Below are 22,188 nucleotides of genomic sequence, written 5' to 3'. Positions count from 1 at the left end.
TATTTTTCCTTAGTTTTTCTATAGAAATATCTCATGATTAATTATGAAGGATAAATAATTTAATTACTCTCATTTATGAGGTACCAATAGAAAGGAGGCCATTGTTGTTATATGCAAAATAATAGAAAAAGAAACGTAATTAAAGAAAGAATTAGACAAGAAAAAGAACGAAGAGAACGATTACTAGCAGAGGAAGAAGAACAATATGGAGATTTCCATGAGGATCAAGTAAGTGAGCAATTCCAGCAAGAGCGTTCAGAACAACCACTGAAACAAAGTGAAGAAAGTGTAGTTTTAAATACACCTAAAAATGAAGCTTCAAAAAGTAATCCGGCTCTTGATTGGATTACAACAATTCAAAAACAGTCAAGCACTTCTGAAAGCGAATTTAATATAGAACAACCAGAAGCAGAAGAAGAAGCAAGAGAACGTGAAGAAGAGGAAGCGCGTAGAAGGGCCGAGAAAGAAACAAGGAAACGTGAAGAAGCAGAAGCATGTAGAAAAGCAGAGGAAGAAGCAAGGGAACGTAAAGAAGCGGCAGCACGTAGAAGGGCCGAGGAAGAAGCAAGGGAACAGGCAAAAGCACGACGGAAAGAAGAAGAGAAAAAACTTGAAGAAGTAAGAAAAAGAAGATTAGAGGAAGAAAAGAAAATAGAAGAAGCTCAAAAGAGACAAAAATTAGTTGTGGCTAAAAGGGAACCAGAAAGTGATGAAATTAATTTAAATAAGGAAAGAAATCTAGCAAATGTAACTAAATTTGAACAGGATGAGAAAGTAGTAATCGATAAAAAAGGAATCTTAAATAATATGAAAAAGTATAAGTACGCTATTATAGGAGTCGCATCAATTGTTTTATTAGTAGTAGCAGGTTTTGCCTTTAGCGATATGAAAAATTCACAGGCTGCATCTGCAAATAATGTAAATAGTTTAGAAGTTAATGCAAATTTAATAAATGGATTAAGGTTATCTGCAGTTCAAAAATATCAAGATGCTGCCTTGGAATTTGATAAAGTCGATTATAAAAAGTTAGGAAAAGAAGATAAAAAGGCAGTTTTATTTACGTATCTATTAAGTGGTAAAGCACAAAAGGCAATTGACTTAGAACAAGATTTTGCAGAATCAGTAGTTTCATATTATATAGCTGTAGATAATTTGAAAAAAGTAAAAGAATTAAAAACAAAAAATCCACTAATTAATTTTGAAATTTCTGCATTAGATAACAAACATGAAGAAGTTATCAAATTAAGAGATCAAGTGCCACTAGATGGCAGAAGAGAAGGAATCATTGTTAATAGTTATTTGAAATTAAATAAATCTGAGGAAGCTAAAAAGTTTGCTCAAAAGGTTGGGAATAAAGATTTACTTGAAAAAATCAACAATTCTGCACCTAATAGCTCTGCTACATCTGTAGCAATTATAAGTGCAGGCTAAGTAATAGGGAGGAATTGATTGTGCCTTTAGATTATTCAAAAATTTTAAAGAAAGTGTTACTGACGACTACTGTAACTACCTTAAGTGTTGGGGTAGTTACAGGCTGCTCGCTGTTCTCTTCAGAAAAAAAGAGCACTAAAACAGCAACAGTATCTAAAAAGAATAAGGAAAGTGAAAAAGAAAAGAAGAAAGATGAGAAAAAAGATGAAAGTAAGAATGAAACAACTGAAAATTTAAATGCTAATGATTTTGATGAAATCATTGATAATGCAAAACGTAGCTCTGATCAAAATTTAGCTGGTATCATTGAAAATAACAAAACTAAAAAGAAATTTGATGATTTAACGGATTCAATTGCAACCGCAGCTATAAATTCAGACCGAAACTTAGCATCAGTTATTGACGGTGATAAATCAAGTAATCGTTTTTCGGATTTAAATTCTTCTATAGCATCAGCAACAAATAATCCTTCTGTCTCGGATAATAAGGATAGTAAGAACTTTGTATTTGGTGGCGATCTAAATATCAATGATGGAGTGGCTATTGCAGATAACTCAATACCTCCAATTAATAATGATAAAAAACCACCAACTTCTGGTGACACAGGTGTCGGGGAAGTGAAACCGCCAACAGGTGGTGAAGGTAATAATGGTGGAGGAGGTACAAAACCACCAACAGGAGGAGATGGTAACGATGGTGGAGGAGGTACAAAACCACCAACAGGAGGAGATGGTAACGATGGTGGAGGAGGTACAGAACCACCAACAGGTGGGGATGGTAACGATGGTGGTACAACAAAACCAGAGAAACCTGAAAAAGATACAGTGGCACCAGTAATTACAGCAAAACAAGGTGTAACTGTTTATGTAGGAGATAGCTTAAATGCAGGAGATTTGGTAGAAGTTAAAGATAATAAAGATCCAAACCCAGTAGTAACAGTAGGAGCGTACGATACAAGTAAGGCAGGGGAAATTCAAGTAACAGTAACGGCAACAGATGAATCAGGAAATAGCTCAAGTACAACAGTAACCGTTAAAGTAGTAGAAAAGGATACAGAAGTACCAGTAATTACAGCGAAGCAAGGTGTGACAGTGCATGTAGGAGATAGTCTAAATGCAGGAGACTTAGTAGAAGTAAGAGATAATAAAGATCCGAATCCAGTAGTAACAGTGGGAACGTACGATACAAGTAAGGCAGGGGAAATTCAAGTAACAGTAACGGCAACAGATGAATCAGGAAATAGCTCAAGTACAACAGTAACTGTTAACGTAGTAGAAAAAGAAGAGGAAAAAGATACAGAAGCACCAGTAATTACAGCAAAACAGGGTGTAACAGTACATGTAGGAGATAGCTTAAATGCAGGAGATTTAGTAGAAGTAAAAGATAATAAAGATCCAAACCCAATAGTAACAGTAGGAACGTACGATACAAGTAAGGCAGGGGAAATTCAAGTAACAGTAACGGCAACAGATGAATCAGGAAATAGCTCAAGTACAACAGTAACCGTTAAAGTAGTAGAAAAGGAAGAGGAAAAAGATACAGAAGCACCAGTAATTACAGCGAAGCAAGGTGTGACAGTACATGTCGGGGATAGTCTAAATGCAGGAGATTTAGTAGAAGTAAAAGATAATAAAGACCCAAATCCAGTAGTAACAGTGGGGGCATATGATACAAGTAAAGTAGGAGAAATTCAAGTAACAGTAACAGCAACAGATGCATTAGGAAATAGCTCAAGTACAGCAGTAACAGTAAAAGTAGTAGAAAAAGAAGAGGAAAAAGATACAGAAGCACCAGTAATTGCAGCAAAACAAGGTGTAACCGTAAATGTGGGAGATAAATTAAGTCCAGAAAGTTTAGTAAGTGTAAAAGATAATAAAGATCCAAACCCAGTAGTAACAGTAGGAGCGTACGATACAAGTAAACCAGGCACAATATCAGTTCAAGTAACGGTAACAGATAATGCGGGTAACAGTTCAACTGCAACGGTAACAGTAAAAGTAATAGAAAAGGAAGAAGAGAAGGATACGGAAGCACCAGTAATAACAGCGAAGCAAGGTGTAACCGTACATGTAGGAGATAAATTAAGTCCAGGAAGTTTAGTGTGTGTAAAAGATAATAAAGATCCAAATCCAGTAGTAACAGTAGGAGCGTATGATACAAGTAAGCCAGGCGCAATATCAGTTCAAGTAACGGCAACCGATAAGGCAGGAAACAGCTCAACTGAAACAGTAAATGTGGTAGTGCTTGAGAAAGAAAAACCAGAACAGAAACCAGAACAAAAGCCAGAACAGAAACCAGAGCAAAAGCCAGAACAGAAAACTGCAGGAACAACTTCTAAAGAGCAGGGTAATGGATTACTTGCATCAAATTCTAATGATGTAGCTAAATAAGATTTTAGCGGAAAATTATAATAGTGAAGATTTTAGAAGGTTCATCTATAAGTTTTTGTATCAGTAAAACTTAACTAATCAAAATTATATTGTAAAAAGCTCCGACTATCCTACATTTGGAGCTTTTTTTATTAGCATTTCACCAATATTATCAAGTATTCTTGATGTTTGTACAGAAACTAAAGAGATGGCTAACGTATATCTTTTCTTCTTTTCTATTTCTGACATACGATAAGAATCTAGGGTTTTAGCTTCAGCAGCCATTTGTTTTATTTTGGTTGAAGAAAAGCTTTCAAGAAGGTGAACAGGTATTTTTTGATGTATTAACCAATCGTAATGCAGAATTAACTCTTTTAAATGAAATAAAGAGGCACGTTTGGCGTCTTCTTTGAGACGATTCCACGGGCTATAAAAAGTGTCAGGTCCTGTTTCAAATAAACAGTCTATTTGTTGTAAGTGTTGCTCTTGTAAGGATTCATATACTTGCTCATAAATTAAACGATACGATTTATGTCTTATTTCATTAGCGGCTTCTTTAAAAGTATTATAAACGGGTAATTCATATCTTTGATGTATTAATTCTTCAATAGCTGCATTAATTAAATCGGCTGGATCATCTTTGCTTCCAGCTACATGTTTCATTGTATCGAGCATAATTTGACGAGCATTATGATCAAATTATTGGATTTTTAGATACTGTCTTACAAAGTGATACTGTCTTTTTACAGTACGTGTTTTACCGTATGTTTCCCATTCAGTTTCAGTAGGAATAGGTAATTGAGCTGACTGAGCAATGTGTTTAATTATAATTGGAGGTATATCTGAAATACGTGTAAAAAAGCCAAGATTTTGTACAGTTTTCAGCAAAATTATTAGCGCTAGCTGCTGTAATGTTCCTTTTGTTTTCAAACTTGTCCATTCTATTTCACTTCTTGTTGGCGTATATACACTACTTAATTCTTCCGTACTTAAATTATGTTTGATTCTTGGATATATCGTATCTTGAATACTAGGCATAACTAATCCCCCTAGAATTTATATATGTTTCAATATTCAACCATCTTCATTGTAAAATAAAAACCTATCCGCAGATAGGTTTCTTGTTTATATTCATAGTATTTATTTGAATATTTTTCCAGAGTGGCCCCTCATACCCAGAATCGTTTCCGTACCCCTTTTAGAATATTAAATTGATATATTGACGAAAAAAGAAGCGGGATCGGGAAGATTCGCGATAAAAACCGATGCATTATATAGTTTTTTATGAGAATCCAAATTACACGTGACATGTAGCAGGGATTCTCAAATTTACGATAGGTGTAGTAAACTATCAATAAGAAAGGAGGAAACAAATGGGAGAAATCACAAGCGCAAAAATTTTAAATGAAAATAATGATACGTTTTTGGAACTAGAGGTAGTAATTGATGGCGTGACTTATAAAGATAAAATGCGTAGAGATACAATGACTATGCTAAAGCCTGCTCTTCAAAAACAACAAGATGAGATTATCGAGCGTATCGGAAGAAATAAGTTAAATGTGAAATGTAAGCATAAACAAGATTCATTGCTGTGGAATATTTAAAGGGGGAAAGGTAATGAGTAATATTGATTGGGCTGCTCCAATGGGAGTTATGTCAGATGGAGAAGAATTAACAATTGATATTGGTTTCGAAGGTGATAATGAAGATGCAGAAAGCTTCACTTTAAATCAGGATGGTATAGTAGGTTGTGATAATTCTTTCTCAAAAGAAATTTTAGAAAAAATTCAAAACCATCACTTATATAAGAATTATAAATATATGAAAAGCTTACGTTTGAAGGCTATATATTGGTAAAATAACTTAATATTTTCTGCGGCGAATACCGTTAGCACATGGGGAATAACCATGTGCTTTTTGTTATGAAAAAAGACACCCTAAGGTGCCTTCCTCCGACTTGAACCACTTTATTATTGTAATAAAGATGGTGTTTACAAGGATACTTGTTATTATTTATTAATTGTAAACCAATCACTTACGCCGTAACCTATTGAATCATTGACATGGTTTATAACAGCAATATAGCTACCAGGAGTATATACATCTGTAATCACAGTTGACCAAGTAGGGTTTTGGTAATTAGCATCAAATTGAGGATAAATTGTTCTATAGCGTACAGGTTTTTTTCCAGCTTCAACTTTAAAAATCTTCATAACAGCTCCTGGGCCATCTTTTATTGAGCTAAGAGAGTAATTTAAGATATCTCCAGTTCTATATGATTTTTTAATCATGTGTGCATTTGGAAATTGGGATAGATATTCAAAATTAGTTGGTGATACAAATCCCCAACTATCATTATATGGATCAGAATATGGTTCTTCATAAGCTGCTGCGGCTTGTGAAGTAGGTTTAATCATTTCTACTGCAGTAAATCCACCGAATGTTAATGCTCCAACTAATGCTAATTTTCCTAATTTCATTAAAAAATCCCCCTAAATATTTCTGGTTATACAATTCATTTCTATATAATGATATAACACTTTGTATAATATTTCAAATATTTTCTAAAAAAAGTTATAAATATAAAAAAAAGACACCCAAAGGTGCCTTCCTCCGACTTGAACTATCCTATCGTAATGTTGTATCGATTAATAAAGTAATTTATGCAAATAATTTGTTATACTTCCATCTGCCCTAGCTGATATAATGTATAAGGCAATTATTGGTTAATTAATAACGCACATATATTAGGGAGGTACATAAGCCATGTTAGAGGTAATTACGGCATTTTTTCTTACTAATTTTCAATTCCATTGTTTATCTCCTTTCAAGTGGAGAAACTAAGCAAATAGCAAAAGATCATATAAAAAAAATTGTTAATAGTCCTGATGGAGTAATAATATTAATCGTTGCTGCAGCACTTTTAATCGGGGGGATATATTTATTATCAGTATGATTTCAGATATCTTAGCTTAAAACGTATAAGGAAATTAATAGTACACATATAGTAGGGGGACATAAGTAATGGTATTTATAATTGTGCTATTTTTCATATTTATCATATCTATTATTTTTTCATTATTCTCAAAAGGTGAAACTCAGCAAGAATCAAAAGAAGTTGTAAACGATATTGTTACTGGTCCTAATGGGAAAATACTTTTAACGGTTGCTGTGGTATTAGGAATTGCAAGTATATTTTTTATTAATATGATTAATAATTTTGACTATGAACCACCTTCAAATCCAAGTGCGCGAAACGATCGTACACCTGGGAAGTGTGCTCATTATGGTGGCGAATGGGACACTGGTGGTCTTTTTGGAGAAGCTAAATGTGTCTATAATAAAACTGATGAATCGGATAATAAGTAGTATATATAAAGGCCTTACCATTTCCATAGGATGGTGAGGCTTTTTAATGTACAAAAGAAAAGACACCCTAAGGTGCCTTCCTCCGACTTGAACCATCTTAATTTTATTGTGTTGTTATCATATAAGAAGGTATTGTATTGCTTAAAAAACATAAAAAAATATAACAATCATCGAGTAAGCTTATTATAGCATCGATAAATAGGATTTCCTATATGTAATATTGCATATATGTAGATTTATTTATGTTTTATCTATATAGTTTAATTGACTGTTATTTGTTTTAATTCATTTACTTATATTATTTTTTGAGCGCTCCAGCAATGGAGCCTTTTTTTATGCAATAAAACATTTTCTTTACATTATTTAGTCGATCTATATTAGCTTTTCCTTCTTAAAAGATACCTATATTTTACCAAACTATTGTATAGACGACCATTCTTTTTATGAGAATTTAGTGAGTTAATAGTATTAAATTTGAAAATAGTTTTTATATCGAAAGTAGTGGATGGGTTATTCTGTATGTCAATCGATATGTTAAATTGCATATCGAAAAAAGTAGAATTTGTTAACGTTTTCAAAATAAGGAATATTCTTATAAATTTCTGCTAATATCAAACTTGTACTTATTATAAAACAAGGGGATGTTTATATGTTTAAAAAAGTTACATTAGGGATATCATCATTAGCGGTGGCAGCGGTAGTTGGGTTAGGAATGGCATCGGAGGCATCAGCAGGACCAGCAGCACCTCTAACTTCTTTAAGTGTAGTAAAAGTGGAATCACAATTGGGTGGAGTTGAATACATTACTCCTAATAGTTTTAGTACAACTAAAGATCATGGGGGAAGTTACTTATATGTTTACACAAAAGAAATAGGATATGGCCAATTTCCTTTTGCCAAAATGAATGGATTTGATGTGAAAAGTATTGGTTCACAAATAATTGGTGGTAATCCTATTGTAGGTTGGGAATATAAATGGGATGCATCAAATCATCAAGAAGGGACTTTTGAATATCAAAAGACTTCAATAAATTATCCAAGAGATACGTGGCGCACTTCGTTATATATTAAATAATCAGTTTTATATATTCGTAGCATGAAAATCCCTGTACCTTGTGTAGGGATTTTTTCATGAAAAAAGACACCCTAAGGTGCCTCCCTCCGACTTGAACCACTTTAATTTTAATAACATTGGACTCTCATCCAAATATAATTTTACCACGTTAAGTTATATTGGTGATTGAGAAATGCTGTTCAAATCTATATTTTATTTAAATTTGTTTCTTATGTAAGAAGCGATATGATCATAACCACCGTAGATAAATTTTTCGTTAATCCCCATAAAATCAAGTTCCTTAAGTATTTTTTCTTTGTTGTTAATAACAATTATTTTATTGGGCCAAACTCTTTGAAGTACTGCAACTGGGGTATTATATGTTTCCTCAATGTAATTCAAATATGTTTGATATATGAATAAGCCTTGTTGGTTACGTCCACGTTCAAAAGTTAATATAGGTGCATATTTAAAATCAGGCATTATGTGATTAAACCACCAAATTGTTGTGGTAAAACTTAGTATATTATTTAAAAACAATTGTAGGTAAGCAGTGTATAAAAAAACTGCAGGAGAAACATCTTCTAGTTGTCGATAAAAACCATTTAATTTCCGACTCTCTATGAGACTAGGAATATAATCAAATATTTTTAATTTATATGCTCCATTATTATATGGTTCAAGGTTTTCAGGGACATTATAATTAACGTAGTTGCTGAAATATTCGTGATGTTCTTGTATTAAGTTCTTAAAATGATTGTAAAATGCAATAGGATATTTTGATTCGTACTTTAAGAATAAATTGTACATGTCTATAAATATATCGTTTCGATCATAAGCGAATACTTCTAATATATTTTCATCTTCAAATTTAGCTAAAACATCCGTAATATCAACGAATTTATTTTCAAATGAGTATACAAATCCTTTATCCTCATCAAATTGATCGTTACCACCTTGTACGTTTTTGAAATTTTGACAAGCGAAATATAACGCTACTAATGGCGAAGTAGTTATATCAATAAGGTTTGTTGGAATCCCATGATGTTGGGAAAAAGCCGAAAAGTGCATTCGTTCGTCAGAAGATAACTTATACCAAACTTCTCTTTTAAATTCTTTTTTCATATTAAGGAATGGAACTTCTGTATTTGGTTCTATTTGCGCATTAAATCCTATATTAGACGCTACATCTCTTAAACCTGAAGATATTGTATTGTGGTAATTAGTAGGTTCGCCTCTAAAATAATTATTTGTAAATTCTCCATTGGAGAATAATTGAATATAACTTGATAAATCCTCTACAATAATTTCCTCAGGTGTAGGAAGACCTTTTAATTCTCGTTTTGAATATCTTTTAGAAATTCCCATAATAACCTCCAAAATTCAAATAATAAAAGCACTCCTTAGAGTGCCGTTACTTATTTCACTACTTTATCCATAATAATTTTATAATTATTAAACTCATCATCTTTCATTTGCCCGCTCATTTGTAATAGATATTTACCTTTAGCATATGTATGTGAGAAGAGTATTGGTGAAGAATTTCCTAATTCATCATAGTAACTCTTCGCTTTTTCTAGGTCTTCTTTATTTTTAAACTTATAAATACGTCCACCTTGATCTTTACCTAAATGCGGCACAAGAATTCTCTTGCCTTCCTCACGAATATTTCCAAATTCTTTCTGAGGTAAATCTGTAGGGTCTTTAGCATCTAATCCAGCATTATTGAATTCGGATATGATTTCATCGACTGTTATCGTTTTAAATACTGTAGCAGGCGCTTGGCCACCAACGAACCATAATAATGCAAAGAAAAGAGCAACAGAGCCAACAAGTATACCTAATCCCCAACTGATATACTCTATAATTTTCTTATTTCGCAAAGACTCTTCCATATATAAAATCCCCTTTTATTATAAATGACTTTCAATTAATTTCTTAGCTGCTTCTATATCCTTCATGTGTTTTTTAGTAAAGAAAACAGCATTTTCTTCTCTTGTTACTTCTAATTTAGTTCTTTTTGCACCTGATTTGCTAATTAATTCGAAACGAAGATAACCATTTGTTAATAGTTTAGGTTTCTCAAACTCTATTTTCTTAATATCCTCGTAATAAATTTCCATAATTCTTTTGGTAATGCCTAACACTTTTGAAGGTTTAATAGTAATTTTCTCGTCATCGACAATCAAAACACCGTTATAAGCCTTGAATTCCTTCATCTTCATATCCCCCAAATGTAATATTTACAGAAAGCATAACAAATCCAGTTACAACTATTTTGTTGTATCATGTCGAACGAAAATAAAAAAAGAGAGCTATAGCCCTCGATAATATCCATAAGAAAAGACACCCTAGGTGCCTTTCTCCGACTTGAACCACTTTAATTTTAATAATATGTATTGGACTCCCATCCAAATATTAAATTATGTTTTGAATGTATTCTTTTGTTGTCTACTTTGAGGACATTAGAAGAGTCGTTGAAGAGTCAATAAAATCTGAGAAATGAAAGTAAACTAATATCTAAAAGTTTACATTGGGGCATAAAAAAGAGACCTATTTATTTTTATTTTCTAAATAATATTTATTTTTCGTAAGATATGTATAATTACATATTTTTATATATGATTTGAATGTTATTATTGTTTTGTATTAACAAAGGAGGTAATAACATGGAAAACTTACAAATGTTAACTGAGAAAGAATTAATGGAAATTGAAGCTGGTGGCTGGTGGAACAGCTGGGGTAAATGTGTTGCTGGAACTGCAGGTGGAGCCATTGGTGGTGGATTAGCAGGCGCTGCAACAGGTTCAGCTGTTCCTGTTATTGGTACTGGTATTGGAGCTGCAGCAGGTGGAATTGGTGGCGGTTTAACAGGCGCTGCTTCTGCTTGCTAATACTATATAAATTAATCTTTTAATTTTTTATTTAATACTGTATAGATAATTAAATCTTTGGTGTTTTTATAAAAATTAAGACAAAATATATAGTAAAAAAAAGATAAAATAGGCCTTAAACCTATTTTATCTTTTTTTGTTATACATTTAGTTTTTAATTTGTTTCATTAGTGTTGTAGCTGCTATAAGTAACATGAAACTGCTGAGGACTAAACCTCCTAAATTTACATAAAAAAGATTTGTTTTTGTAAAATTGTATATGCCGGTTAATACAAAAACGGAAAAGATAAGTGTAGCTATTATGAGTGATACTGTTTTTTGTTTATTTGTGTATGTGTTCATCTTTATTCCTCCTTAAAATTATTTCTAAGGGGCAATAACTGGAAAATAAAATGTATTAACTTTTTTTAATGGATACCTATAATTATATAGAAAAAATTAATATATTCAAGCGTACTTATCTGATTAACATTTATTTAGCAATATAAATGCTTTTATAACTCATAAAACAGAAAACTACATTTAGATATATTAATATAAAATTTTTATTAAAATAAAAATATATAAGAGGTAATATATGATATCTAGAAAATTCACATGTATAAAACAAAACGATTTAAAAGATTGTGGGCCAGCTTGTCTTGCAATGATTTCACGTTACTATGGATTAACTATGCCTATTTCAAAAATTAGAGAAATAGCGGGTACAGATTTACAAGGTACAAATATACAGGGATTAATAAAAGCTGGAGAGAGATTGGGTTTTGAAGTAAAAGGTGTAAAGGCAACGAATAAAAATGCTTTAGAAGAAATTCAATTGCCTGCTATTGCTCATATAGTAGTAAATGGAGGTTTATTACATTATGTAGTGATTCATAAAATAAAAAAAAATAAAATTTATATTGCAGATCCAGAAAAAGGTTTAATGACGTATATGTTAGATGAATTTTGTCAAATATGGACTGGTATTTTGGTATTAATGAGCCCTAGTAAAAACTTTCAAAAGGGAAATGAATCTCAGAATACACTTTCTCGTTTTTTATTTTTATTGAAGGAACAAAAGAGTTTGCTTGTACCTTTATTTTTCACTTCTATCTTTTTTAATTTATTTGGTTTATTAGGAGCGTTTTATTTTAAGTTTTTGATTGATGATATTGTGACTAATCAGTTATTGCAAACACTTCATATTGTATCGATTGGGATTATTATGTTGTATGTTTTTAAAGTTCTTCTTTCTTATTTTCGTACACATTTAATTTTATATTTGAGTAGGAGGATAGATATTCAATTAATACTTGGATATTATCGTCATGTTATAGGTTTACCAATGAACTTTTTTGAAACAAGAAAAGTAGGAGAAATAATTTCTAGATTTATGGATGCTAGTAAAATAAGAGACGCTTTATCAACAGTAACAGTTACATTAATGATTGATACAGTAATGGTTACAGTGGGAGCGATTCTGTTATATATACATAGTCCAATTTTATTTGGTGTTACTTTATTATTAATACCTTTTTATATAAGTATTATTTTTGCTTTTCATAAACCTTATCAATCTATTAATCGAGAAGAGATGGAAAGTAATGCGAAATTAACTTCTTATTTAGTTGAGTCTTTAAATGGGATTTCAACAGTAAAGTCTTATAATGCTGAAAAAGAAGTGTTTTTTCAAACTGAAAGTCGATTTGTTAATTTATTAAAGAATGTATTTAAAAGAGGAATGTTATCTAATTTACAGGGATCTATTAAGATGGGACTTGAGTTAATTGGAGGTACGGTTATTCTTTGGGTTGGTGCTATGCAAGTGCTAAAAGGTAATATGACAATTGGTGAATTAATTACATATAATGCACTTTTAGCTTATTTTTTAAATCCAATTGAAAATTTAATTGGAATTCAACCTACTATGCAATCTGCATTAGTTGCTGGAGAACGATTAAATGAAATTTTTGATTTAGATGTTGAAAAAAGTGAAAAAGAATACAATAAAGTTTCTCCTAAACAGTTATCTGGAAAAATTGAATGTTCTAACGTTATATTCCGCTATGGAACACGTAAAAATGTTTTAAATAATATAAGTTTTTCTATTGAACCTGGAAGTCAAGTAGCTTTTGTAGGAGAAAGTGGTTCTGGAAAAACGACAATTTCAAAATTATTAATGCATTATTACGAGGCTCAAGAAGGTGACATATATTATGATGATTATCATATTAAAGAAATAAATCGTACTGCATTACGAAATCAGATTGCATATGTTTCTCAGGAATCATTTTTCTTTAGTGCGTCTATTTATGAGAATTTATGTTTTGGATTAGAGCGATCAGTTACATTAGAAGAGGTTATAGAAGTATGTAAACAGGTTTGTGTCCATGAGTTCGTTGGTGAATTACCGTTACGTTATGAAACGCATTTAGAAGAAAATGCTTCTAATTTATCGGGTGGACAAAGACAACGTTTAGCAATTGCGAGAGCATTATTGAAAAAACCGGATATTTTGATTTTAGATGAAGCAACAAGTAATTTAGATTCTACAACTGAAAAAAATATTACGGATATGTTAAAAGAATTAGGTTCGCAAGGAGTAACTGTTATTATGATTGCCCATCGATTAAGTACAATTCAACATGCAAATCAAATTTTTGTAATGGAAAAAGGAAATATCATAGAGCGAGGTTCTCATGAAGAACTATTATTTTATCAAGGAGAATATTATCGACTTTGGAAGAATCAAACGGTCCACGTAGAGCATATAGAGTCACAATTTTATAAAATGAGGGGTGGTCAATATGAGTAAGATTTATTCTTTTGATCAATTAACAGATAGTGTAGAGTTATTGGAACGAAAACCCCCTCGTTTTATTGCTGTATTAATATGTTTTTTATTTTTAAGCTTTATAGTTTTTATAATTTGGGCATTTGTTGGAAAGATAGATATTGTTAGTAAAGGAACAGCAACGATACAGGGAAAGTCAGATATAAGTATATCTCGTGTTCAGGTTACAGGTACTATAGATACTGTTTTTGTTAGATCAGGAGATGAAGTAAAAAAGGGAGATACTTTGATTCAATTAAAAAATCAGGAATTGATAGGTAAACAAAATCAATCGGATCAAATAGTTAAGCGTTTAGAATTACAAAAAGAGATGTTAGAACAATTAAAAAAGAGTATTCAGTCTCATAAAATATCTTTTTCAGATGATGTGGATAAGAAAATTATAGAAGAATATAAAGCATATGAGCAAGGCTATCAATCTTTGGATAATGAAAAAAAGAATGAGATAAAGACTATAGCCGAAAGTAAGATATCAGATGAACAAGATGAGATTTTACAAGGATTAATTGCTGAAAAAGAAAATATTGAAAGAGAAATAATTTCTATAAAAAAACAAATAACAAAAGAGAATATTTTAGAAGAACAAAAACAATTGTTAGATGATAAAGTAGATTCTTTGGAATCTCAAAAGAATGGTGTTGAAAAACGAATACAACAACGAATAGAGTCCTTAGAAAGTAATAGAAAAAAGGTTGATATAACTGAAAAAGGAAAACAAGAACAAAAGCAAGATTCTTTAAAGCAATATAAAGAAAATACTATTACTTCAGTTAATCAAAGGATTCAACCTTTAGAGCAAGAGATATTTGTGAAGAAACAAGAATTAGATGGATTACGTAGTCAAAGTGAAACAACAACTATAAAAGCAAATAAGGATGGAATTGTACAGTTTCCTGCTATTATACAGCCAGGTGATTTAATTGATTCTGGTCAAGAAATAGCTTCAATTATTCCAAAAGAAGATGAAAAAAAGGTTAGGGTTTTTTTATCAGCTCAAGAAATAAAGGGAGTTAAAAAGGGAGATAAAGTACAATACTCGTTTAAGTTACAGAAAACGGATAAACAAACAGGAGAGATACTATATGTATCTGCAAATCCTATATTTAATAAAGAATCTAAAAGTTATATGTATGAATTAGAAGCAACAATTAATACAAAGGAATTAAATGAATTACATACAGGAATGTTGGGTACAGCTTCTGTGGTAACAGGAGAAGAATCTATATGGAAGTTTATATCTAGAAAGTTTATGTCATAAAATGGTTAGAAATTATAAGATGTAGAGGAGATATTAGTCTGTTATGAAGAGATATAGATTTGTTTTATTGTTTTTTGTCTTATTAGGGATATTTAATCCTTTTAGTAATAATACTTATGCTGAAGTAAATAATTCAGTTTTAAATCAAGATAGTAAGGTTTTTAGTATTTTTAAGAATGAAGATAATGTTGAAGAGATTATTTCTAATATAAAAAGAAATAACTTGGTAGAATGGGATAATAAAGATTTAAATGAACTGTTAGATACAGTAGATAATATTGGTTTAAATATAATGGATAGAGCAACTTTAAAAAGAGAAATTATTAGAGAATCCGGATTTTTTAATTTTGACTTTAAAGGTACAAAATCTGATGTTTTTGCTTTTAAGGATTTAAGAATAGAAATTATAGAAATTGATGAACCTATTATGTTATATAGAAGAAGTAAAGTTGGGGAAGTAGAATCTAAATATGGTCTTGGATATTGGTGGGGAGATAAGAAGAGAAGTATTGATGAGACAAGAAATGAATTAGCAGTATTAGAAGCATGGGGAAATCCACTTAGTATGGAATATATTATACAAGTTCCTAAAGGAGTTAAGACGCTTCGGGGCGTTACTGCATCACAAATTCAATATCTTAATGGTACAAGTACTATTAAAGAATATAGGGAAGGTGGAGGAATACAATATTGGATTAATAAAGTTAGTACTAGCTGGTTAAAATAGATTATAGACTTGGTGTGAGAAACTAATGAAAAATGATCAAGAATTTATTAATCTTATTTTAGATTGTGAAAGTATTATAAAGCAAAAGATATGTAGTATTAGTGATTTGGATGATAATAGAAGATATAATTTAATGTTAGATGAGATTAAAGGTTTAATGATAACTATAAAACAAAAGAAATTGAATACTAAACAATATTATTTATTTATTACACAAATGCTTGATAAAAATGATCCAAATGATGTTATTGTTGCTATTTTAAGACTTAATGAATTTTATTGTAAGTATTATCAAAAACTATAGTTTTTGATAATACTTATTTTTTATATGTATTTATAGGGGGCTCGCCACATCGCCATCAAGTTAAGAAATGCATTGTCCCCCAAAACGAAAAAAATGAACTAAATTTCCACGGACAACTATAAAGAGATAAAATCTTCGTTTTGGGAATACTTCAAATTATTAGCTTGATAAGCATGTAAGGTGACCCCTATGTGCTCTTTTTTCTATAAAAAAAGACACCCAAAGGTGCCTTCCTCCGACTTGAACCACTTTAATTTTAATACTATGTATTGGACATTAAGTAAACACGTCCTATAAAACAGAATTATTTATTTTTACCAGATTGTTAGTGTATAAATACAAGAGAATCGAGATCGTTTGTTTGGCTAGATTAAAGCAACGCCACATCTATATGGTTGAGATGTGTTACGCCTTCTAATCGGAAAATCTGCTTTATAGAACGTGTCCACAAGTTATGTTTTATTACATGTAATATTAATTTGGTGTAATTTTATCGAATATGTATAATTGCATTAAGTTTACGAGAAAAAGAGAGTATACTTTGATATTGTGTAATAAAGATAAGGCACACCTACGGAAATGGGTGGGCTTTTTAACGCATAAAGAAAAGACACCCTAAGGTGCCATCATCGGACTTGAACCATCTTAATTTTAATAATATGTATTGGACGACTCCCATCCAAATAATATTTTACCATGTTAAGTAATGTTGGTCATTGAGAAAAAGAACAAGCCTTATATAGGGGGACCGCCACATGCCCATCAACCTATATTTGTACCATCTGAGGAACAAGGAACCATACAGGGTAATCCGAAAATCTTGAAAGGTATTGTGTATAGTATGTTTACCTCAGGTACAACAAAAGAGCCTTACCTCTGTAGGCAAGACTCCACTAGTGTAGTTGTATAGTATTTATATAACAACTAAGAAACTGAGAACATATAACACCAAGTAGCAGAACCCTAACATTCCGCCTACAGCTAGTACCTGTTTACCCCAGCTCTTGAGTTTCAGATTACTGTCAATCGCTTGCACTCTTTCCATATATCGTTTCCTCCTATTAAGGAGAACCTTTGAAGACTCTCACCTCGCTATGATACCATTAAGAGATGACTAATAGAGGTCTTAATGTATAAATATGCAATATTTCATATAGAAATGCATTATTATTATATATATATAAACGCTTACTATAATAAGGGGGTAAAGATTCACCACATCTTATAATTGAAGTGTTCTTTAGATAATTTAATATTTTTTGTAGGAACTTTAACTCCAAAAGAAAATTCTTTTATTACATAAACATCTTCTCCCCAAAGAAATCCACCAACTACATCCTCTATTGGTAGTGAAAACACAGAATCTAGTTTTATATATGGACATTCTCTTATAATACCAGCCTCTTCAAACGCTTCCCGTTTTGCTGATTCAATAGGAGTCTCACCATCTTCTCCACCCTCACAATAAAAAAAGTCGGTTCGTTTATCCTCACCTAAAAGGTAATGCTTTTTCTTTTTTTATTGTGCCCTTGCACAACTTTTTTCGGCTCGATATGCTTTTTTCGCTAAGCCGCCAACAAAACGCAAGATAATGGTTATCGACTTGGATTAACAAGTATACGAGCCGAACCGCTTATATCAATCGCTCGAAAATTATTCTTATTCAATATGTTGATACGTTTAATATGTGGGGGGTCGCCCCCACACGACGAGCCAGCACTCACACCCAAAAACAGGGGTGAATAGCATGATAAAATATTTTTACATCTTAAAATCACGTTATTATAAAGAAATTTGGTAGTCTTTAATTAGCCTTTAATTTAACTTCAAACTTAAGGGAGATGTATAAATGAACATTGGTAAACAGATACAATATTTTCGTAAAAGGGATAACATGTCCCAAGAGACGTTAGCAGAAAAAATTCATGTTTCCAGACAATCTATTTCGAATTGGGAAAATGAAAGAAACTATCCAGATATTCATAATTTACTAATGATGAGTATTCTTTTTAATGTCTCCCTGGATGATTTAGTTAAAGGAGATGTAAAGATCATGAAAGAAGAGCTTCAAAAGTCAACTTTCTTTAAGTGGAGTTGCATCATGTTAGCATCAATGATTATACTTCCTATTTCTATTGCACCTGTATTTCACTTTTTTGGTTATTATGGCCTTATAATACCTTTGGTACTTACGATTTTGCTTATGTTTTCATCACAGCAAGTTGAAAACATAAAAAAAGAGCATAATTTAAAAACTTATCGTCAAATAGTTGATTTTATAGAGGGAAAACCTGTAAGTGAAGTAAAGCCTAATATAAAAGATAAATTATTAAAAATAGGTTTGATGCTTGCAAGTGCTTTAATTAGTTATAGTTTGATTTATTTAGGATTGAGTGTATTTGGAAGATAACTTAGAAAACTATTAAAAGTCCTTCAGATTGTTTAACTGGAGGACTTTTGTCTTTACATAATTATCGTTCTTTCTCTTAATTCACTATATTTTCCAAAGAAAATAGGGAAAGGCAAGACGATGAATAAATTTATAAAATGACAAAACTGTAAGAATACACGAATGTTTGTAAGAAAGTTCGATGTTTTCCTTATTCTTTTTTTATTATAGTGAAAAAGAAGAACGAAATATTCTCTTATGTAGGAAAGGAAGATAATAATGATTGATCTATTAAATAAATGGATGTTAGAAAGTACAGGCAATTTCAATATCGTTGTAGGACTTACAGCACTTCTATTTTTGGGTTCAGTAATTGCACTTATTATTATTTACAAAAAAATTGGTAAACCAGATGAAAGAACAAATCCTATTTATTTTAAAATTATTTCTTGTATGTTTACTACTCAAATTCTAATGAATTGCATATTTATTTCTTTAGTTGGTAAAGATATCGAGAATTTCCGTCAAATCTTTATATTATTTGAAGCCTTTGTATTCTTCGTTGGAGCTATTTATTCGTTTAAATTATATAGAAAAGAATTTAAATAATTCACTTATAAGTATATCTATAAATATACTTGCAAGTGTACTTATAGGGGTACCGCCAGCATTTTGGAAAAAAACCACGCTAAGCAAAAACATATATAATAAGCTGTCCATATGGACAGCTTATTTACATAAAATTCGAAAGCGGAAGTTGATTCTGTTATTCATTTAACTAAAACCATCTTTTGTGCATTTCGTTTAAAAACATTTCTGTGATTTTAAATCCAGAATTTTCTCCTATAATAGAGTCAATCCCGCAATAAGGACAAACTGCTGTGTCATCATCATCCCACCACTCTGTAATTTCTTCTGGATTGAAAATTTTTAAACAATAAAAACAACCACATATAATATCCTTTTCTAAGGAGTTTCTATTACGAGAACAAAAACGATGTGCTTCCTCAAAATATTTTTCCATTGGCATCCCTCTTTCCGTAATTTTCTTCGATGCTTTATCTAGATTTTCCTTTGTATATTCCATACATTGATAGTTAACATAACGTCCTATTATCAGTAGCAAGAAAAAGGCGAATTCCTTGTAAGAGTAGGGGTCCGCCTATTTCTTTTTCTATGGATCTATGCATTTTTTTATACATTCCTATCCTGGCGCCGTTTTCGGATTCTTGTTTATTATTAGACTAGCCAAAAAAACTGTATAAAATCTTGCATACTCTTAGCCTGGTTTTTTTCCGAAATGTTGGCGGTACCCCATTTAGAAGACTAGTATGTGTTGCTAGTCTTTTTTTTATTAATTTACAAAATGAAATAATAAAAAAGACACCCAAAGGTGCCTTCCTCCGACTTGAACCACTTTAATTTTAATAATATGTATTGGACTCCCGTCCAAATAATATTTTACTATATTTATTCATATTTTCGATCAGGAAAAAATGAATAACATAGTATCTTGTTACTGCTTGTTCATAGCTTTTATCTGTTCTTCATACACATATTTAGTCGTCATGAAATCGTTAGGGAAGTCGTTAATCGCTTTCTTCATAACGTTTAGTTCTTCCTGGGATTTGAGTTCAATACCATTTAAATGATCAAACGCCTTAGATTGTCCATCTGCTACATAATTCTGTGTCATGTAATCATCTGGGAAGTCTTTCTTTGCTTTTTCTTTGACGGCATTCATAGCAGCTGTTTTATCGATATTTTTTATAGGATTTGTAAATCCCGATGCAGATTGTTGAACATCTTGTTTAGGGTGTTCTTTCTTTTCTGTTTGAGCTTGAATATCTTGTTTAGGCTGTTCCTTCTTTTCTGGTTGAACTTGAGCATCTTGTTTGGGTTGTTCTTGTTTTATTTCTTTTTTTGGTTCGGTTGGAGTTGTTGTAGCTTCTTCTTTGTTGTTTTTTCCGCCAACAACAACAATTACGACAACGGCAATGATAAACCAAAACCACCACTTTGTATAAAATGAGTTTTGCATGATTCGTTTCCTCCGATTATAGGGAATGTAGAATTTCTGATCCAAGCATAACAAATCCAGTTACAACTCTTTTGTTGTATCATGTCGACGAAAATAAAAAAAGAGAGCAATAGCTCTCACTCTCAATTAATAGCAACCAAAGATGCTTCAATGATGTATCGCTCAGGTGCATCCCCAATATAGTTAAATGGATAACATGTAGTTAGTGTTAATGTTGGTTTATCTTTTTCGATAATTACATTACGATCATTTGCATCTGTAATCCAGTGTTTTTGAATTTGATAAATGTATACTCTTTTATCATACTCAACTAATATATAATCATTTTCTTGTAAATCTCCTAATTTAGTAAATACCGTATCACGATGTCCACTTAAAACAGTATGTCCATTTCCAGAAGGAGTGGTTGTAATATCACTAACAAACATTCCTACCCCTTTTTTTAAAGTTTTAGCATCAGCACCCCAGTAAACTTGATATTTCTGCTTAGTTTTCGGTATAACCATGTAAGCGATTTGTTCTCCCATTTTATGTTGAACTTGAGAAGCTGGGATCTGTTTTGGTGATTCTGTTAATGGTTCACTAGTATTTTTAAGATTAGGTTCTTGATTTGGTAGAATATGTTGGGATTGTTCTTTGTTTGATTCATTTTTGACATTTTTTTTATCATTAGTGACAGGTTGTATACTTTTATATTGTTGAATTTCAGTACTTGTTAAGGCTTCAACAGTTTTTCTTGCGTCATACCAATCTATAAAGTAATAAACAAAAGCAAAGGAGCCTAAAGTAATTAATAAAACTCCCAACCAATCAAGTTTCTTCAAACTTATCACTCCACATTAAAAACGACAGGAATATTCCTGCCGTTTTTAGGTATTAGTTTAGGTATTCGTTTTTTTACGACGGAATACAAGAACTGAACCTGCTAATACTAAAGCAGCGCTTGCAAGCATCATTGTAACACCGTTTGATGCTGTATTAGGTAATTTTTCACCTTGTTTTTTTGTTTCAGCCTTTACAGCTGTTTGCTCTTGTTTATTGTTTGTTGCTTTATTGTTTTGTTGTGTATTTTCTTGTTTTACAGGTTCTTTTTTAGTATCTTCCTGTTTAACTTGTTCTTGTGGCTTGGTTTCATCCTTTTTAGTAGTTTGTTTGCTAGCTACAAATTGATCGTAGTCCCCTTTTTTCACTTCACAAGGTAAGCCGTCATTGTCACGATCTAAGTCATGAGGATCGTTAGTTGCACTGTATCCATTGCTGTGCCAGAATTCCATAACCTCTTGTTTGTTTTTAAAGTGACCACAATTCTTGTCATTTGGATTTTTTTCTGCAAATGCAGCGGAACTGTACCCCATTGTTAATAATGTAATCGCTGTTGCTGAAGCTAATAATTTTTTCATAATTTTCTCCATCTCCCTAAATGGTATGTATTTACATTGAAAAATTTTACATTTTAAAAATTAAAAATACAATAATAATTTGTGGATAAATGTAAGATTTCTAGATAATAATAGCA

24 protein-coding genes and 2 pseudogenes are annotated in these 22,188 nt (G+C 31.4%); 14 read left to right on the top strand and 12 right to left on the bottom strand.

Going from position 1 to position 22,188, the window contains the following annotated elements; translation table 11 throughout:
- Positions 1-111: 111 nt before the first annotated feature.
- On the top strand, positions 112-1,431 hold the full coding sequence (locus MKY90_RS29995; RefSeq protein ID WP_098169002.1) for a hypothetical protein: 1,320 nt from the start codon (positions 112-114) through the stop codon (positions 1,429-1,431).
- 20 nt (positions 1,432-1,451) lie between these two features.
- A complete protein-coding gene (locus tag MKY90_RS29990; protein ID WP_341093748.1) occupies positions 1,452-3,821 on the top strand; it encodes an adhesin in 2,370 nt (789 codons plus the stop codon).
- A gap of 105 nt (positions 3,822-3,926) precedes the next feature.
- Here MKY90_RS29990 and MKY90_RS29985 read toward each other — a convergent pair whose 3' ends face one another.
- Complete coding sequence (locus MKY90_RS29985; RefSeq protein WP_176523468.1) at positions 3,927-4,463, bottom strand: DUF4158 domain-containing protein; 537 nt, start codon at positions 4,461-4,463, stop codon at positions 3,927-3,929.
- A gap of 36 nt (positions 4,464-4,499) precedes the next feature.
- Positions 4,500-4,838 (bottom strand): DUF4158 domain-containing protein, encoded by a 339-nt coding sequence (locus MKY90_RS29980; protein WP_098168982.1) that lies wholly within the window; start codon positions 4,836-4,838, stop codon positions 4,500-4,502.
- 335 nt (positions 4,839-5,173) lie between these two features.
- On the opposite strand from MKY90_RS29980, the gene MKY90_RS29975 reads away from it, so the two are divergent.
- Positions 5,174-5,404 (top strand): hypothetical protein, encoded by a 231-nt coding sequence (locus MKY90_RS29975; protein ID WP_098168983.1) that lies wholly within the window; start codon positions 5,174-5,176, stop codon positions 5,402-5,404.
- Positions 5,405-5,417: 13 nt separating this feature from the next.
- Positions 5,418-5,657: a hypothetical protein gene (locus MKY90_RS29970; protein ID WP_098168984.1), complete on the top strand. Its 240-nt coding sequence runs from the start codon at positions 5,418-5,420 to the stop codon at positions 5,655-5,657.
- A gap of 152 nt (positions 5,658-5,809) precedes the next feature.
- Here the strand turns inward: MKY90_RS29970 and MKY90_RS29965 are convergent, their stop codons facing one another.
- Positions 5,810-6,280 (bottom strand): DUF5065 family protein, encoded by a 471-nt coding sequence (locus MKY90_RS29965; protein ID WP_012260090.1) that lies wholly within the window; start codon positions 6,278-6,280, stop codon positions 5,810-5,812.
- Positions 6,281-6,566: 286 nt separating this feature from the next.
- Between MKY90_RS29965 and MKY90_RS29960 the strand changes: the two are divergent.
- The 3 genes and pseudogenes from MKY90_RS29960 to MKY90_RS29950 all read left to right on the top strand — a co-directional run bounded on the left by MKY90_RS29960 (position 6,567) and on the right by MKY90_RS29950 (position 8,244).
- Positions 6,567-6,756, top strand: a pseudogene (locus tag MKY90_RS29960) (hypothetical protein).
- A 68-nt stretch (positions 6,757-6,824) separates the two neighbouring features.
- Positions 6,825-7,169 (top strand): hypothetical protein, encoded by a 345-nt coding sequence (locus MKY90_RS29955; protein WP_098168985.1) that lies wholly within the window; start codon positions 6,825-6,827, stop codon positions 7,167-7,169.
- Positions 7,170-7,818: 649 nt separating this feature from the next.
- Positions 7,819-8,244, top strand: coding sequence for a DUF4879 domain-containing protein (locus MKY90_RS29950; protein WP_002167259.1), 426 nt, complete (start codon positions 7,819-7,821; stop codon positions 8,242-8,244).
- Between the two features lie 192 nt (positions 8,245-8,436).
- Here the strand turns inward: MKY90_RS29950 and MKY90_RS29945 are convergent, their stop codons facing one another.
- The 3 genes from MKY90_RS29945 to MKY90_RS29935 are packed head-to-tail and all read right to left on the bottom strand — an operon-like array spanning position 8,437 to position 10,442.
- Positions 8,437-9,591, bottom strand: a complete 1,155-nt coding sequence (locus MKY90_RS29945) for an FRG domain-containing protein (RefSeq protein ID WP_098168986.1) — start codon at positions 9,589-9,591, stop codon at positions 8,437-8,439.
- Positions 9,592-9,641: 50 nt separating this feature from the next.
- Positions 9,642-10,118, bottom strand: coding sequence for a stress protein (locus MKY90_RS29940; protein WP_098168987.1), 477 nt, complete (start codon positions 10,116-10,118; stop codon positions 9,642-9,644).
- Positions 10,119-10,136: 18 nt separating this feature from the next.
- Positions 10,137-10,442, bottom strand: coding sequence for a DUF4429 domain-containing protein (locus MKY90_RS29935; RefSeq protein ID WP_098168988.1), 306 nt, complete (start codon positions 10,440-10,442; stop codon positions 10,137-10,139).
- Between the two features lie 450 nt (positions 10,443-10,892).
- On the opposite strand from MKY90_RS29935, the gene MKY90_RS29930 reads away from it, so the two are divergent.
- On the top strand, positions 10,893-11,117 hold the full coding sequence (locus MKY90_RS29930) for a Blp family class II bacteriocin (protein ID WP_033728831.1): 225 nt from the start codon (positions 10,893-10,895) through the stop codon (positions 11,115-11,117).
- A gap of 147 nt (positions 11,118-11,264) precedes the next feature.
- Here the strand turns inward: MKY90_RS29930 and MKY90_RS29925 are convergent, their stop codons facing one another.
- The gene (locus tag MKY90_RS29925; RefSeq protein WP_033728830.1) at positions 11,265-11,459 is read right to left on the bottom strand and encodes a hypothetical protein; all 195 of its coding nucleotides are present in this window, start codon (positions 11,457-11,459) and stop codon (positions 11,265-11,267) included.
- Positions 11,460-11,694: 235 nt separating this feature from the next.
- Between MKY90_RS29925 and MKY90_RS29920 the strand changes: the two genes are divergently transcribed.
- Genes MKY90_RS29920 through MKY90_RS29905 form a run of 4 tightly spaced genes read left to right on the top strand, consistent with a single transcriptional unit; the run spans position 11,695 to position 16,242 of the window.
- On the top strand, positions 11,695-13,914 hold the full coding sequence (locus MKY90_RS29920) for a peptidase domain-containing ABC transporter (protein ID WP_033728829.1): 2,220 nt from the start codon (positions 11,695-11,697) through the stop codon (positions 13,912-13,914).
- The gene (locus tag MKY90_RS29915) at positions 13,907-15,211 is read left to right on the top strand and encodes an HlyD family efflux transporter periplasmic adaptor subunit (protein ID WP_098168989.1); all 1,305 of its coding nucleotides are present in this window, start codon (positions 13,907-13,909) and stop codon (positions 15,209-15,211) included. Before MKY90_RS29920 ends, MKY90_RS29915 begins: the two co-directional genes overlap by 8 nt.
- A 43-nt stretch (positions 15,212-15,254) precedes the next feature.
- Complete coding sequence (locus MKY90_RS29910) at positions 15,255-15,938, top strand: autotransporter (RefSeq protein WP_098168990.1); 684 nt, start codon at positions 15,255-15,257, stop codon at positions 15,936-15,938.
- Between the two features lie 25 nt (positions 15,939-15,963).
- Positions 15,964-16,242 carry a hypothetical protein gene (locus MKY90_RS29905; protein WP_033728824.1) on the top strand — a complete coding sequence of 93 codons (279 nt, stop codon included), beginning with the start codon at positions 15,964-15,966 and terminating at the stop codon, positions 16,240-16,242.
- A gap of 1,221 nt (positions 16,243-17,463) precedes the next feature.
- On the opposite strand, the pseudogene MKY90_RS29900 reads toward MKY90_RS29905, so the two are convergent.
- A pseudogene (locus MKY90_RS29900) lies at positions 17,464-17,700 on the bottom strand (NUDIX pyrophosphatase); the annotation flags it as partial.
- Positions 17,701-18,091: 391 nt separating this feature from the next.
- On the opposite strand from MKY90_RS29900, the gene MKY90_RS29895 reads away from it, so the two are divergent.
- Complete coding sequence (locus MKY90_RS29895; protein WP_098168991.1) at positions 18,092-18,652, top strand: helix-turn-helix domain-containing protein; 561 nt, start codon at positions 18,092-18,094, stop codon at positions 18,650-18,652.
- Positions 18,653-18,910: 258 nt separating this feature from the next.
- Complete coding sequence (locus MKY90_RS29890; RefSeq protein ID WP_341093737.1) at positions 18,911-19,240, top strand: 6-aminohexanoate hydrolase; 330 nt, start codon at positions 18,911-18,913, stop codon at positions 19,238-19,240.
- A 169-nt stretch (positions 19,241-19,409) separates the two neighbouring features.
- On the opposite strand, the gene MKY90_RS29885 is transcribed toward MKY90_RS29890, so the two are convergent.
- From MKY90_RS29885 to MKY90_RS29870, 4 genes are all read right to left on the bottom strand, one after another.
- Entirely contained in the window at positions 19,410-19,655 is a 246-nt protein-coding gene (locus MKY90_RS29885; RefSeq protein ID WP_098168994.1) for a cytoplasmic protein, read from the bottom strand.
- A gap of 492 nt (positions 19,656-20,147) precedes the next feature.
- Positions 20,148-20,672, bottom strand: a complete 525-nt coding sequence (locus MKY90_RS29880) for a hypothetical protein (protein WP_098168995.1) — start codon at positions 20,670-20,672, stop codon at positions 20,148-20,150.
- 122 nt (positions 20,673-20,794) lie between these two features.
- Positions 20,795-21,496, bottom strand: coding sequence for a class D sortase (locus tag MKY90_RS29875; protein WP_341093732.1), 702 nt, complete (start codon positions 21,494-21,496; stop codon positions 20,795-20,797).
- 57 nt (positions 21,497-21,553) lie between these two features.
- Positions 21,554-22,072, bottom strand: coding sequence for an excalibur calcium-binding domain-containing protein (locus MKY90_RS29870; RefSeq protein WP_098168996.1), 519 nt, complete (start codon positions 22,070-22,072; stop codon positions 21,554-21,556).
- Positions 22,073-22,188: the final 116 nt, after the last annotated feature.

This window comes from Bacillus sp. FSL P2-0099 (genome assembly GCF_038007445.1).
Taxonomy (GTDB): Bacteria; Bacillota; Bacilli; order Bacillales; family Bacillaceae_G; genus Bacillus_A; species Bacillus_A mycoides.
This window is presented reverse-complemented; position numbering and strand designations above follow the sequence as displayed.

What these genes read in the sequence shown, in the direction of transcription:
- MKY90_RS29985 (WP_176523468.1), bottom strand. Translation starts at nt 4,463, where the DNA reads ATGAAACATGTAGCTGGAAGCAAAGATGATCCAGCCGATTTAATTAAT.
- MKY90_RS29885 (WP_098168994.1), bottom strand. Translation starts at nt 19,655, where the DNA reads ATGGAAAAATATTTTGAGGAAGCACATCGTTTTTGTTCTCGTAATAGA.
- MKY90_RS29955 (WP_098168985.1), top strand. Translation starts at nt 6,825, where the DNA reads ATGGTATTTATAATTGTGCTATTTTTCATATTTATCATATCTATTATT.
- MKY90_RS29930 (WP_033728831.1), top strand. Translation starts at nt 10,893, where the DNA reads ATGGAAAACTTACAAATGTTAACTGAGAAAGAATTAATGGAAATTGAA.
- MKY90_RS29880 (WP_098168995.1), bottom strand. Translation starts at nt 20,672, where the DNA reads ATGCAAAACTCATTTTATACAAAGTGGTGGTTTTGGTTTATCATTGCC.
- MKY90_RS29950 (WP_002167259.1), top strand. Translation starts at nt 7,819, where the DNA reads ATGTTTAAAAAAGTTACATTAGGGATATCATCATTAGCGGTGGCAGCG.
- MKY90_RS29945 (WP_098168986.1), bottom strand. Translation starts at nt 9,591, where the DNA reads ATGGGAATTTCTAAAAGATATTCAAAACGAGAATTAAAAGGTCTTCCT.
- MKY90_RS29925 (WP_033728830.1), bottom strand. Translation starts at nt 11,459, where the DNA reads ATGAACACATACACAAATAAACAAAAAACAGTATCACTCATAATAGCT.
- MKY90_RS29965 (WP_012260090.1), bottom strand. Translation starts at nt 6,280, where the DNA reads ATGAAATTAGGAAAATTAGCATTAGTTGGAGCATTAACATTCGGTGGA.
- MKY90_RS29890 (WP_341093737.1), top strand. Translation starts at nt 18,911, where the DNA reads ATGATTGATCTATTAAATAAATGGATGTTAGAAAGTACAGGCAATTTC.
- MKY90_RS29935 (WP_098168988.1), bottom strand. Translation starts at nt 10,442, where the DNA reads ATGAAGGAATTCAAGGCTTATAACGGTGTTTTGATTGTCGATGACGAG.
- MKY90_RS29970 (WP_098168984.1), top strand. Translation starts at nt 5,418, where the DNA reads ATGAGTAATATTGATTGGGCTGCTCCAATGGGAGTTATGTCAGATGGA.
- MKY90_RS29920 (WP_033728829.1), top strand. Translation starts at nt 11,695, where the DNA reads ATGATATCTAGAAAATTCACATGTATAAAACAAAACGATTTAAAAGAT.
- MKY90_RS29975 (WP_098168983.1), top strand. Translation starts at nt 5,174, where the DNA reads ATGGGAGAAATCACAAGCGCAAAAATTTTAAATGAAAATAATGATACG.
- MKY90_RS29940 (WP_098168987.1), bottom strand. Translation starts at nt 10,118, where the DNA reads ATGGAAGAGTCTTTGCGAAATAAGAAAATTATAGAGTATATCAGTTGG.
- MKY90_RS29995 (WP_098169002.1), top strand. Translation starts at nt 112, where the DNA reads ATGCAAAATAATAGAAAAAGAAACGTAATTAAAGAAAGAATTAGACAA.
- MKY90_RS29905 (WP_033728824.1), top strand. Translation starts at nt 15,964, where the DNA reads ATGAAAAATGATCAAGAATTTATTAATCTTATTTTAGATTGTGAAAGT.
- MKY90_RS29980 (WP_098168982.1), bottom strand. Translation starts at nt 4,838, where the DNA reads ATGCCTAGTATTCAAGATACGATATATCCAAGAATCAAACATAATTTA.
- MKY90_RS29910 (WP_098168990.1), top strand. Translation starts at nt 15,255, where the DNA reads ATGAAGAGATATAGATTTGTTTTATTGTTTTTTGTCTTATTAGGGATA.
- MKY90_RS29915 (WP_098168989.1), top strand. Translation starts at nt 13,907, where the DNA reads ATGAGTAAGATTTATTCTTTTGATCAATTAACAGATAGTGTAGAGTTA.
- MKY90_RS29870 (WP_098168996.1), bottom strand. Translation starts at nt 22,072, where the DNA reads ATGAAAAAATTATTAGCTTCAGCAACAGCGATTACATTATTAACAATG.
- MKY90_RS29895 (WP_098168991.1), top strand. Translation starts at nt 18,092, where the DNA reads ATGAACATTGGTAAACAGATACAATATTTTCGTAAAAGGGATAACATG.